This is a genomic window from Enterobacter cloacae complex sp. SHL020, from assembly GCF_049236945.1.
GTDB lineage: Bacteria > Pseudomonadota > Gammaproteobacteria > Enterobacterales > Enterobacteriaceae > Enterobacter > Enterobacter dykesii.
In genome coordinates, this window is sequence record NZ_JBMKJF010000006.1 from 245,506 (window position 1) to 257,706 (window position 12,201).

Genomic DNA, 12,201 nt, shown 5'->3' on the forward strand with positions numbered 1-12,201 from the left:
GATGAAGGCTACGACAGACTTCACAAAATGAAGGTGATGCCCGTAAACCGCTACCCACCGCTACGTACGAATGATAGTTTATTCAGGCTGGAATTGTCGCAGTGAGCGATTTTCTGGCATCTTAACCGAACCTGACTTTCCCATTTTTGTTCAAGTGACGAGTTTGCGAGCAAAGCGATGATAAAGTGGCCCTGGAAAACGAATGAAGCTGGCCGGGATATGGCGCTGCCATGGGATGACGCGCTGACGATCCCGGTTCTGGCTAATCTTAAGCCGGATGAGCAAGCGAAACTGGTTCAGCTGGCGGATCGTTTTTTACAGCAAAAACGCCTGGTTCCACTGCAGGGTTTCGAACTCGATCCCCTGAAAAACGCGCGCATCGCCCTGCTTTTCTGTCTGCCGGTGCTGGAATTGGGTATCGAGTGGCTGGATGGCTTCCACGAAGTGCTGATCTATCCGGCCCCCTTTATCGTCGATGACGAGTGGGAAGATGACATCGGGCTGGTGCACAACCAGCGCGTGGTGCAGTCCGGACAAAGCTGGCAGCAGGGGCCGATTATCCTCAACTGGCTCGACATTCAGGACTCGTTCGATGCGTCCGGTTTTAATCTGGTTATCCATGAAGTGGCGCATAAGCTCGATACCCGCAACGGCGATCGCGCCAGCGGAGTTCCGCTGATCCCGCTTCGTGAAGTGGCCGGATGGGAGCACGACCTGCATGCGGCGATGGAGAATATCCAGGATGAGATAGACCTGGTCGGCGAAAGCGCGGCCAGCATTGACGCCTATGCGGCAACCGACCCGGCCGAGTGCTTTGCGGTGCTCTCGGAGTATTTCTTCAGCGCCCCCGAACTCTTCGCGCCCCGCTTCCCGGCGCTGTGGCAGCGCTTCTGCCAGTTTTATCAGCAGGATCCCCTGCAGCGTCTGCGGCAAAATGAGGAGTCTGGCGGCCATTCCTCCCGCCAGATCCATTAAGGTTTTTCAGCAGGGGTCCGCTCGGTTGACCGTACCCCTATGCTCAACGCTAAAAACAGCAATGCCATTCCCCATGCGGCCACCGTTAAAGACTGCTCGCCGTAAAAACGCGTCACCACGGGCACCAGCAGCGCGCTGACGCCGTAGCCTAACGTGTGGCTGGTGGCGATGACGCCCGCGCCTTTCCCTGTGGTCAGCCTGTCGTTCAGCAGAAGCTGGTAGCCCGGCGTGGCCATCGCCGCCCCGAGTGAAGTGATAACAATCCCCACGTAGAACAGCGTTAAACCCGCGACGGTCATCAGCCCAAGCCCTGCGACCATTAACACCGCCGCGATGCAGAGCAACGTCACCGGAGTGAAATGCTGCGGGCGGACCACCAGAAACTGCGCCGCGAGCGTGGCCAGCGCGGCCAGGCTCAGCAGAAGCGCAACATGATGGCTGATCTCCCGGGCGTTGCCCTCCAACAGGGGGCTAAGATGCGGTGACAGGCCAAGCTGCATCAGGCTGACCAGCGCCGCCAGCAGCAGCGCCAGCAGCAGGAACGGCAGCATCGAGGCCTGCAGCCGGGTCGCCTGGTGTGCGACCGGCGGCAGCGGCGGGTCTGCGGCTTCGCGAAGCACCAGCAGCAGCGCGATTAACGGCGCGATCGCCATCAGCCAGAGCGGCGCCACCGGGCTGACGCTGAGCATCAGCGCCGCCAGCGGCGGGCCGAGCAAACGTCCGCAGCTGAGGCCGGAGCTTATCGTCGCCAGCGCCGCCATTCTCTTCTCCAGCCCCGCGCGCTGAATCGCCCACGTCTGGGCCGCGGGCACCAGCCCCGAGACCGTCAGTCCGTAAAGCAGACGTGAAAGAATCAGCCCCGCCAGTCCCCAGACGGTATCCAGCCTCCCGGCCGCCATCGCCCAGACCACCAGCGCCATCACAACAAAACTGGCCAGATAGCCGCTCAGCGAGGCCACCATCACGGCCTTACACCCCCGCCTCTCGCTCTGGCGTCCCCACCAGGGCGACGCCGGTAAAAAGAGCATGGATCCGAACATCAACAGCCCGGCCCAGACCGAGAGCGATAGCCCGGTCAGGGTCACCAGCTGCGGGAGCATCACCAGCAGGCCGTTTTGCCCGATACCTAATAAACCCGCACATAGCGCCAGGGGCCAGTTGGCTTTTGAGGTGACGTTTTCGGTCAATGTTTCTGAGTCAGCGCGCATGAGAATGTGAACATAGTGTCAATAAATGTGTGGAAATTATGAAGTTTATGAAAACAAATATTGCAAAAATGGTTGCGACTGTAAACAGAATGAATATCATAACGAGAATTATTATCAATCACGGAATGAGGTACATCTATGCGTGCTCTGCCCCGCTCTGCCGGTACAGACGTTGCAGCCCAGTGTTTTTTGAATGCCCTGTTGCGCGAAACGAAGGACTGGCGCTATCTCCCCGCTACCGATGCGGATGCGTTACCGAACATTCATATCCCGCTGTCCCAAACCCAGGCGCTTCGGGTTCCGGTACGCTATTTCTCTCCCACCCAGCATCATCAGTACCGTTTCCCGGCCACGCTTATTCAGAGCAACAGCGATGTGGGTGACGCCGTCACATTCGATCAACTTGTTGATTTAATTCTTGAAAAGCCATCAGTAAAAGGCTCACTGGATGCCGATACGCTGGCGCGTTTTAAGCAGCGCGTTCTCGAAAGCCATGCGCACACCTGGCAGGCGATCGATCTGCGCCACGGCTGGGCAAACCTGCGCGATAAGCCGCTGACGTTTGCCGAAGCGGAACAGGCGCTGCTGGTCGGCCATGCGTTTCACCCGGCGCCAAAATCCCACGAGCCGTTCAACGAAACCGAGGCGCGTCGCTATCTGCCCGATTTCGCCTCCCGCTTCCCGCTGCGCTGGTTTGCCGTTGAGAGCACGCTCGTTGCCGGCGACAGCCTGAACGTCTCCCTGCGCGAGCGTCTGCTGCGCTTCGCGGCCCAGAGCGCGCCTGAGCTGCTCGGCCACTTCACCGACACCCGCTGGCTGCTGCCGATGCACCCGTGGCAGGCCGACTATCTGCTGGAGCAGGAGTGGTGCCAGCGTCTGGCGGAAAACGGTTCACTGCAGGACCTGGGCGAAGCGGGCGCGCCGTGGCTGCCCACCAGCTCCTCCCGCTCGCTGTACAGCGAGACCAACAGCGACATGATTAAGTTCTCCCTCAGCGTGCGCCTGACCAACTCCGTGCGCACGCTGTCGGTCAAAGAGGTTAAGCGCGGAATGCGCCTGGCGCGCCTGGCGAAAACGGAACGCTGGCAAGACTTGCAGGCACGCTACCCGACCATGCGCGTGATGCAGGAGGACGGCTGGGCCGGGCTGCGTGACGAAAGCGGCGTTATTCAGGAAGAGAGCCTGATGGCCCTGCGCGTTAATCTGCTGTTCGATACGCCAGACACCCAGACCAACGTGCTGGTGAGCCTGACCCAGGCCGCGCCGGACGGCGGCGACAGCCTGCTGGCCGCGGCGGTGCGCCGTCTCAGCCAGCGTCTCGATTTACCGCTCGCCCAGGCCGCCCGCTGCTGGCTGGACGCCTACTGCGACCGCGTATTGCTTCCGCTGTTCAGCGCCGAGGCGGACTACGGTCTGGTCCTGCTGGCGCACCAGCAAAATATCCTCGTTGAGATGCAGCAGGATTTCCCCGTCGGGCTTATCTACCGCGACTGCCAGGGCAGCGCGTGGACCGAAGGGGCCGACGCGTGGCTGAAAGAGACGGGCGAAACGGAGGTGGAAAACCGCTTCGGTGAGAGCCAGCTGCTGCGCTACTTCCCTTATTACCTGCTGCTGAACTCTACCCTTGCCGTCACCGCCGCCCTTGCCGCCGCCGGTTTCGACAGCGAGGAGAGCCTGATGTCCCGCGTGCGCGACGCGCTGGCCGAACTGCGCAGCACGGCGAAGCAGACCCGCTGCCTCGACTACGTCCTCGACAGCCCGACCTGGAACTGCAAAGGCAACTTCTTCTGCTACCTGCACGATCGCAATGAAAACACCATCGTCGATCCGGCGGTGATCTATTTCGACTTTAGCAACCCGTTTTACAAGGAGAAGGCGTAATGACCATCGCGAATATCGTCCATTCCGGCTACGGCTTTCGCTGCACCGCAACGGATCGCGCGCTGCCGCTGACGTTGGGTCTCGACGGCAGCGCGGTGCTTGAGCGTCTGAATGGGATCCCGGACGGCTGGCTGGTCGAAGCCCTCGATCAGCTGTTTGTTGCCGCACCCGCGCTGACCGGCATTACCCTGCCCTGGGCGACTTGGCAGGATGACCCCCAGGCGCAGGCGCTGTTTAGCCTGGCCCACGGGGACTATCTGGCACGCGAAACCTTCTGGCAGCTGCCGCTGTGGCTGAAAGGCGAACGGCCGCAGGCCAGCGGCGGAATGCAGTTTGATGAGAGCCGTCAGCTGTACTTCCCGCTGCGTCCTCACCGCCCGCAGGGCGAAGTGTACCGTCGCTACGATCCGCAAATTAAGCGCACCCTCAGCTTCCGTGTGGCCGACGTGGCGCTGGACGGCGAACGCTTTACCCAATGGATGAACAACCCGCGCGTGAACGCCTTCTGGGAGATGGCGGGCCCGCAGGCCGAGCAGGAAAACTACCTGCGCCGTCAGCTTGACTCCACCTACTGCTTCCCGGTGATCGGCTGCTTCGACGACCAGCCGTTCGGCTATTTTGAGCTCTACTGGGCGGCGGAAGACCGCATTGGCCGCCACTACCGCTGGCAGCCGTTTGACCGCGGGCTGCACATGCTGGTGGGCGAAGAGAACTGGCGCGGCGCGCAGTACATCCGCAGCTGGCTGCGCGGCCTGAGCCACTATCTGTATCTCGATGAACCGCGCACCGCGCGCATCGTGGCCGAGCCGCGCTTCGACAACCAGCGCCTGTTCCGCCATCTGGCCTCCGCCGGTTTCGAGACAATGAAAGAGTTCGACTTCCCGCACAAGCGCTCGCGCCTGATCATGAGCCAGCGCCACCGCTTCTTCAGCGAGGTGGGCCTGTGAACGCGCTCTGGCAGAAAGTGAACCGCGAAATGGTGGCGAAGATCCTCGCCGAGCTGGAATACGAACGCACCCTGCGCGCTGAGCCGGTTTCGTCGGACGGCTGGCGCATCGCCATGGGCAGCGAGTCCTGGCAGTTTCGCGCCACGCGCGGGATCTGGGGCTGGCTGCACATCGATCCTGCCAGCCTGTCCACCGCCAGCGGCGAGGCCGTCGAAGCGGAAAGCGCGCTGCTGCAGCTGGCGACGGTGCTGGAGATGAGCGACGCGCAAACGGCAGAGCATATGGAAGATCTCTACGCCACGCTTCGCGGCGACATGCAGCTGCTTCAGGCGCGTGAAGCGATGGACGCGGACGCGCTGATCCACCTCGACCCGGACGAATTACAGTGTCTGATGAGCGGTCACCCGAAGTTTATTTTCAACAAAGGCCGCCGCGGCTGGGGGCTGGACGCGCTGCGTCAGTACGCGCCCGAGTATCGCGGACGTTTTCGCCTGCACTGGGTTGCCGTTCAGCGGGAGCATCTGGTCTGGAGCAGCGACGCCGATTGCGACATACACACTCTGCTGGCCAGCGCTATGGACAACGCCGAGCGCGCCCGCTTTGACGCCCGCTGGCAAGCGCTGGGTCTCGACGACGGCTGGCTGCCGGTGCCGCTGCACCCGTGGCAGTGGCAGCAGAAAATAGCCGTTCATTTTCTGGCGCAGCTGGCGCGCGGAGAGATGGTTGAGCTGGGCGAGTTTGGCGACGAGTATCTGGCGCAGCAGTCCCTGCGCACGCTCACCAACGCCAGCCGTCGCGCGCCGTATGACATCAAGCTTCCGCTGACCATCTACAACACCTCCTGCTATCGCGGCATTCCGGGCAAGTACATTGCCGCCGGGCCGCTGGCTTCGCGCTGGCTGCAGCAGCAGTTCGCTACCGACGCCACGCTTGCCCGCTCTGGCGCGCAGGTGCTTGGCGAACCCGCCGCCGGTTATCTGTCGCATCCGGGCTATACGGCTCTGCCGAAAGCGCCCTACCGCTATCAGGAGATGCTGGGGGTGATCTGGCGCGAGAATCCGTCCTGTTATTTAGAAGACGGTGAACAGGCGGTGCTGATGGCCGCGCTGATGGAGACCGATAACGCCGGGCGCCCGCTGATCGACGCGTGGATTAAACGCTCGGGGCTAAGCGCCGACGCGTGGCTTGAAAAGCTGTTTGAGGCAACGGTGATCCCGTTCTATCACCTGCTCTGCCGCTACGGCGTGGCGCTGATCGCCCACGGCCAGAACGTGACGCAGGTGATGAAGGATTACGTCCCGCAGCGCATCCTGCTGAAGGACTTCCAGGGCGATATGCGCCTGGTGGATGAGGATTTCCCGCAGGCACAGACCCTGCCGGAACAGGTGAAAGCCGTCACGGCGCGCCTGAACGCGGATTACATCATTCACGACCTCCAAACCGGTAATTTTGTGACAGTGCTGCGCTTTATCTCGCGCCTCACGCTGCAATGCGGCGTGAGCGAAACGCGCTTCTACCAGATTCTGGCCGGGGTTTTACGGGAGTATATGGCGGCGCACCCGGATCTGGCAGAACGCTTCGCCAAATTCGATCTCTTCAAGCCGCAGATTATTCGCGTGATCCTCAACCCGGTCAAACTGACCTTCTCCGAACACGACGGCGGCAGCCGCATGCTGCCTAACTACGTCACCGACCTTGATAACCCTCTTTTTCTGGCCTCACGGGAGTCAGCGCAATGAAAACCTATGATTTCATCGGCATTGGTATTGGCCCGTTTAACCTCAGCATCGCCGCTCTGGCCGAAGGGCTGGACGGCTTTAGCTCGCTGTTCCTCGAGCGTAAACCGCACTTCTCCTGGCACCCGGGAATGATGGTGCCGGACTGCCACATGCAGACCAGCTTCCTGAAGGATCTGGTCAGCGCCGTGGAGCCCACCAACCGCCACAGCTTCCTGAACTACCTGGTGCAGCGCAAAAAGTTCTACCGCTTCCTGACCACCGAGCAGCGCACCGTCTCCCGCGAGGAGTTTGCGGACTACCTGTGCTGGGCGGCGGAAAACCTCACCAATCTGTCCTTCAGCCAGCAGGTGCAGCAGGTGAGCTTTGATGAGAAAAGCGGCCTGTTTGAGGTAGTGACCCAGCGCGACCGCTTCCTGGCGCGCCACGTCTGCGTGGGGATTGGCAAACAGATCAACCTGCCTGACTGCGTCACCGCGCAGGACGATACCTGCTTCCACGCCAGCGAGATGATGCTGCGCACGCCGGATCTCACGGGCAAGCGCGTCACCGTCGTCGGCGGCGGCCAGAGCGGGGCCGACCTGTTTTTGAATATCTTCCGCGGCGAATGGGGCCAGCCGCTGAGCCTGAACTGGGTATCGCGCCGCAATAACTACAACGCGCTGGATGAAGCCGCCTTTGCCAACGAGTATTTCACGCCGGAGTACGTGGACAGCTTCTCCACGCTGGGTGAAGAGGCCCGTCGTCAGATGCTGCACGAGCAGAAGATGACGTCCGACGGGATCACCACCGAGTCCCTGCTGGCGATTTACCGCGCCATGTACCACCGCTTCGAAGTGCTGCGTGAAAAACCCTGGGCACACCTGATGCCGTCCCGCTCGGTGACGGCCCTGACGCGCCAGGAAAACGGACATCGCCTGAGCATTCAGCATCACCTCGACGGCGGCCGCGAGCAGCTGGATAGCGACGTGGTGATTTTCGCCACCGGCTACCGCGCCGTGCAGCCCGCGTTCCTCGCGCCGCTGTCTCACCGCCTGCATCTGGACACGGACGAAGCCTTCTGCATTAACAATGATTTCACTCTCGAATGGGACGGTCCGCAGAGCAACCGCCTGTTCGCCGTGAACGCCGGGATGCACCGTCTCGGCATTGCCGAACCCCAGCTCAGCCTGATGGCCTGGCGCGCGGCGCGAATTCTTAATCGCGCGCACGCCGACGAGCCGTTTGAGCTGGCCACCACACCCGGCGTTATCCACTGGCGCACCACCACCAGCCCGGACAGCAGCCCGGTTTTTAAATCATTAGCAAAAACCACCGAGTACTGACACACACAATCAGGATCAACATAACAATGAAACGTTCTCATCTTTGGGTTTTAAATCCTTGCTTGCTTGCAATGCTTTCTACCTCTGCGTGGGCGGAAGAACAAAAGGAAGAAAATATCGTTGTCTCCGCCAGCCGCGCGCACCGCAGCGTGGCCGAGATGGCACAGACCACCTGGGTCATCGAGCGAGCTGAAATTGAGCAGCAGGTTCAGGGCGGGAAAGAGATTAAAGAAGTGCTGGCGCAGCTGATCCCGGGCATGGACGTCAGCAGCCAGGGCCGTACCAACTACGGCATGAACCTGCGCGGCCGCTCCATGATGGTGATGGTGGACGGCGTTCGCCTGAACTCGTCCCGCAGCGACAGCCGCCAGCTGGACTCTATCGATCCGTTCAACATTGACCGTATCGAAGTGATCTCCGGCGCCACCTCGCTCTACGGCGGCGGCAGCACCGGCGGCCTGGTGAACATCGTCACCAAAAAGGGCCAGCCGGATACCGAAGTTGAGTTCCAGACCGGGGCAAAAAGCGGGTTTAATAGCCACAACGATCACGATGAGAACGTGTCGGCAGCCGTAAGCGGCGGCAACGACAACGCCTCCGGTCGTCTGTCGGTGTCCTATCAGCGCTACGGCGGCTGGTATGACGGCAAAGGCAACGAGGTGATTATCGATAACACCCAGACCGGCCTCCAGTATTCCGACCGTATTGATGTAATGGGCACAGGCACCATCAACATTGACGATCGTCAGCAGCTGCAGCTGACGACGCAGTACTACAAGAGCGAGTCCGACGGCAAGCATGGGCTGTATCTCGGGAAGAACTTCTCGGCGGTAACGGGCGATGCGACCGCGTACAACAAAGATAATCTCGATTCTGACCGCGTACCGGGTACCGAGCGCCATCTGATTAACCTGCAGTATTCCAATACCGACTTCTGGGGCCAGGATCTGGTCGCGCAGATTTACTATCGCGACGAGAGCCTGACCTATTATCCGTTCCCGACCCTGACCAAAGGCGTGGTGAGCAGCATCGGCGCGTCCCAGCAGAAAACCGATTTTTACGGCGGCAAGCTGACGCTGAACAGCAAGCCGGTGGACGATTTAACGCTGACCTGGGGTGTGGATGCCGACCACGAAACCTTCGATGCCAACCAGCAGTTCTTTAACCTGAGCAAGGCTGCGGCGAGCGGCGGCATGGAGCTGGATAACGCCTACAACGTGGGCCGTTACCCGGGCTACAGCATCACCAACCTCGCCCCGTTCCTGCAGGCCAGCTACGACATTGACGCCATCACCCTGAGCGGCGGCGTGCGTTATCAGTACACCGAAAACAAGGTGGACGACTTTGTCGGTTACACCCAGCAGCAGGCCATCGCCACCGGGAAAGCCACCTCCGCCGACGCGGTGCCGGGCGGGAAAACCGATTACAACAACTTCCTGTTTAACGCCGGGATCCTCGGTCGCCTGACCGAACAGCAGCAGCTGTGGTTTAACTTCTCCCAGGGCTTCGAAATTCCGGACCTGGCGAAGTACTACGGCTCCGGCACCTATCAGCTCAGCAACGGTCACTATCGCCTGCTGAACAGCGTCAACGTGAACGATTCGACGCTGGACGGTATCAAGGTTAACGCTTATGAGCTGGGCTGGCGCTACACCGGCGATAACCTGCGCACGCAGGTCGCGGCGTATTACTCGCTCTCGGATAAAACCATCACCATCAACAAGACGGATATGACCATCAACCTGGAAGACGACAAGCGTCGTATCTACGGGGTGGAAGGTCAGGTGGACTATTTCTTCACCGACAGCGACTGGAGCACCGGTGCGAACTTTAACGCCATCAAGTCTGAAACGCGCGAAAACGGGAAATGGGAGAAGCTGACGGTTGACAGCGCCAGCCCGTCGAAAGCCAGCGCCTGGGTCAACTGGGCGCCGGGCGACTGGACCCTGCGCGTGCAGAGCACGCAGACCTTTGACGTGTCAGATTCCGACGGCAAGAAGATCGATGGCTATAACACGGTCGACTTCCTGGGCAGCTACGCCCTGCCGGTGGGTAAGGTCAGCTTCAGCGTGGAAAACCTGCTGGACAAAGACTACACCACCGCCTGGGGCCAGCGCGCGCCGGGGCTATATAGCCCAACCTACGGCGCTCCGGGGCTGTATACCTATAAAGGCCGCGGACGTACCTTTGGTCTGAACTACTCCGTACTGTTCTGATCCTGCGCGCCGCCTGCGGGCGGCGCATTTTGCTGTGTAATTTCAACGCGAATTTGCTATAAAATCAGCGATTTGCTGAAATTGTCGGCAAACGAAAGAAAAGTGCGTTTTCACCCTTTGACAAGGCGTACCGAGGTCGCTACTATGCGCCTCGTTCACACGATTCCTCTGTAGTTCAGTCGGTAGAACGGCGGACTGTTAATCCGTATGTCACTGGTTCGAGTCCAGTCAGAGGAGCCAAATTTGAAAAGCCTGCTTTTGAAGCAGGCTTTTTGCTTTTCTGCGTCTCGACAATTTTCTGGTGGTGCTGCGCTTACCAGACCTACGGAACTGTATGCCCGGTCAGCGCAGCGCCACTGGCGCAGTAAACCGCAGCTTTCATCATTTTTCCTCAGTCTTATTTTCGACTAGCGGAAAGCCCCATAACGCTCACGGCAGCCTGGCAATCACCTTAATCTCAAACTGGAATCCGTACAGCCACGTCACGCCGATCCCGGTCAACGTCGGGTAAGGCGCTTCCCCCCAATATTCTGGCAGGATACTCCAGATTGCGTCGAGGTTTGACTCCGGATCGACGACAAAGAGGGTAACGTCAACCACGTCATCGAACGTGCAGCCCGCAGCTGCGAGAACAGCATTAAGGTTATCGAATGCCAGCCGGATCTGCGCGTTGAGATCCTCTTCAGGCGAACCATCCTCCCGGCTACCAACCTGCCCCGAAACAAACAGGAAGCCGTTAGATTTGATTGCCGGTGAATACCGGTTGCGCTCGTAGAGCGCCTGCCGTCCGAAGGGAAAAACTGCTTCGCGCGTTGTCATGTTTGTACCTTTGTAATTGGGCGAAACCCGCCCGGTGAACATAAAGACACTTTACAGGCGCCAGATCGAGCGGATAAACAAGCGACTTTGTCCATCATTGTTTGTAATATCCAAACAATCGATGAAAAGAGAGGACAAGGGATGGATCGTTTCGATGCGATGCGCGCCTTTGCTCGCGTGGTGGAAGCAGGCAGTTTCACAAAGGCTGCCCAAACGCTTCATATGAGCAAAACCACGGTGACGCAGCTTATTCAGCAGCTGGAAGCGCGCCTGCGCGTCAAGCTGCTTCATCGTACCACCCGCAGGCTCGGCGTCACTCCTGATGGTGCGGTCTATTACGAGCGCGTCATCCGCCTGCTGGCGGACATGGAAGATGCTGACAACAGCCTGTCCAGCTCGGCGAAAGCGCCCAGAGGACGGCTGCGGGTGGACGTGCCCAGTCCACTCGCCCGCCTTGTGCTGGTGCCCGCGCTACCGGCTTTTCACGCGCGCTACCCTGATATCCAGTTCGACATGGGGGTGAGTGACCGGGTGGTGGATCTGATCGGCGATAACGTGGATTGCGTCCTGCGCGGCGGGGGAATCAATGACCAGTCCCTGATCGCACGCCATGTTGGCGATTTGCAAATCGGTGTTTACGTCGCACCGAGCTACGTGGAACGCCTCGGCGCCCCTGCGCACCCGCGAGAGCTGGAAAACACGGACCATCGCATAGTGGGATTCTTGTCCTCACGCACCGGTAAGATTGATCCTCTGGTACTGAACGGTGAGAGTGAACGTATTGAAATCACGGGAAGCTATGTGCTTGCAGTGGATGATGGCAACGCCTACCTCGAAGCCGGGCTCGCGGGATTAGGCGTGATTGCGCTACCCGTCTATATGGCGGCAGCGCATCAGGCATGTGGTTCCTTGATTCCGCTATTTGAAAACTGGCGTATTGATCCAATGCCCCTGTATCTGGCATTTCCGCCGAACCGCCACGTTAACGTCAAACTGCGCGTTTTTATTGATTGGATCGTTGAATTGATGCAGCAGCATGTCCCCACTTCTACCCATAAGTAACTGCATCTATTCGTTCATCACCGCGAGTGACG

9 protein-coding genes and 1 tRNA gene are annotated in these 12,201 nt (G+C 59.9%); 8 read left to right on the plus strand and 2 right to left on the minus strand.

Going from position 1 to position 12,201, the window contains the following annotated elements; genetic code table 11:
• The first annotated feature begins 177 nt into the window (after positions 1-177).
• Positions 178-975, plus strand: coding sequence for a DgsA anti-repressor MtfA (gene mtfA, locus ACOTZB_RS16385; protein ID WP_421627794.1), 798 nt, complete (start codon positions 178-180; stop codon positions 973-975).
• Here the strand turns inward: mtfA and ACOTZB_RS16390 are convergent.
• On the minus strand, positions 972-2,183 hold the full coding sequence (locus ACOTZB_RS16390) for an MFS transporter (protein ID WP_421627796.1): 1,212 nt from the start codon (positions 2,181-2,183) through the stop codon (positions 972-974). The two genes, mtfA and ACOTZB_RS16390, sit on opposite strands and share 4 nt — an antisense overlap.
• A 138-nt stretch (positions 2,184-2,321) precedes the next feature.
• Here ACOTZB_RS16390 and ACOTZB_RS16395 point away from each other — a divergent pair, with 138 nt between their 5' ends.
• The 6 genes from ACOTZB_RS16395 (at position 2,322) to ACOTZB_RS16420 (ending at position 10,528) form a co-directional block, all read left to right on the plus strand.
• Positions 2,322-4,064: an IucA/IucC family protein gene (locus tag ACOTZB_RS16395; protein WP_421627798.1), complete on the plus strand. Its 1,743-nt coding sequence runs from the start codon at positions 2,322-2,324 to the stop codon at positions 4,062-4,064.
• Positions 4,064-5,011 (plus strand): GNAT family N-acetyltransferase, encoded by a 948-nt coding sequence (locus tag ACOTZB_RS16400; protein ID WP_047652407.1) that lies wholly within the window; start codon positions 4,064-4,066, stop codon positions 5,009-5,011. Before ACOTZB_RS16395 ends, ACOTZB_RS16400 begins: the two co-directional genes overlap by 1 nt.
• On the plus strand, positions 5,008-6,750 hold the full coding sequence (gene iucC, locus ACOTZB_RS16405; RefSeq protein WP_421627801.1) for an aerobactin synthase IucC: 1,743 nt from the start codon (positions 5,008-5,010) through the stop codon (positions 6,748-6,750). The genes ACOTZB_RS16400 and iucC overlap by 4 nt, the downstream gene beginning before the upstream one ends.
• Positions 6,747-8,072, plus strand: coding sequence for a lysine N(6)-hydroxylase/L-ornithine N(5)-oxygenase family protein (locus ACOTZB_RS16410; RefSeq protein ID WP_059445033.1), 1,326 nt, complete (start codon positions 6,747-6,749; stop codon positions 8,070-8,072). Before iucC ends, ACOTZB_RS16410 begins: the two co-directional genes overlap by 4 nt.
• Before the next feature lie 26 nt (positions 8,073-8,098).
• The gene (locus ACOTZB_RS16415; RefSeq protein ID WP_045356712.1) at positions 8,099-10,288 is read left to right on the plus strand and encodes a TonB-dependent siderophore receptor; all 2,190 of its coding nucleotides are present in this window, start codon (positions 8,099-8,101) and stop codon (positions 10,286-10,288) included.
• 164 nt (positions 10,289-10,452) lie between these two features.
• Positions 10,453-10,528, plus strand: a tRNA-Asn gene (locus ACOTZB_RS16420).
• Between the two features lie 189 nt (positions 10,529-10,717).
• On the opposite strand, the gene ACOTZB_RS16425 is transcribed toward ACOTZB_RS16420, so the two are convergent.
• The gene (locus ACOTZB_RS16425; RefSeq protein WP_059445031.1) at positions 10,718-11,107 is read right to left on the minus strand and encodes a RidA family protein; all 390 of its coding nucleotides are present in this window, start codon (positions 11,105-11,107) and stop codon (positions 10,718-10,720) included.
• A gap of 141 nt (positions 11,108-11,248) precedes the next feature.
• Between ACOTZB_RS16425 and ACOTZB_RS16430 the strand changes: the two genes are divergently transcribed.
• The gene (locus ACOTZB_RS16430; RefSeq protein ID WP_421627803.1) at positions 11,249-12,169 is read left to right on the plus strand and encodes a LysR substrate-binding domain-containing protein; all 921 of its coding nucleotides are present in this window, start codon (positions 11,249-11,251) and stop codon (positions 12,167-12,169) included.
• The last annotated feature ends 32 nt before the right edge of the window (positions 12,170-12,201 follow it).

Bases quoted from the DNA above. Each gene is read 5' to 3' on its own strand.
- mtfA (WP_421627794.1), top strand. From the start codon at position 178: ATGATAAAGTGGCCCTGGAAAACGAATGAAGCTGGCCGGGATATGGCG.
- ACOTZB_RS16390 (WP_421627796.1), bottom strand. From the start codon at position 2,183: ATGCGCGCTGACTCAGAAACATTGACCGAAAACGTCACCTCAAAAGCC.
- ACOTZB_RS16395 (WP_421627798.1), top strand. From the start codon at position 2,322: ATGCGTGCTCTGCCCCGCTCTGCCGGTACAGACGTTGCAGCCCAGTGT.
- ACOTZB_RS16400 (WP_047652407.1), top strand. From the start codon at position 4,064: ATGACCATCGCGAATATCGTCCATTCCGGCTACGGCTTTCGCTGCACC.
- ACOTZB_RS16410 (WP_059445033.1), top strand. From the start codon at position 6,747: ATGAAAACCTATGATTTCATCGGCATTGGTATTGGCCCGTTTAACCTC.
- ACOTZB_RS16415 (WP_045356712.1), top strand. From the start codon at position 8,099: ATGAAACGTTCTCATCTTTGGGTTTTAAATCCTTGCTTGCTTGCAATG.
- ACOTZB_RS16425 (WP_059445031.1), bottom strand. From the start codon at position 11,107: ATGACAACGCGCGAAGCAGTTTTTCCCTTCGGACGGCAGGCGCTCTAC.
- ACOTZB_RS16430 (WP_421627803.1), top strand. From the start codon at position 11,249: ATGGATCGTTTCGATGCGATGCGCGCCTTTGCTCGCGTGGTGGAAGCA.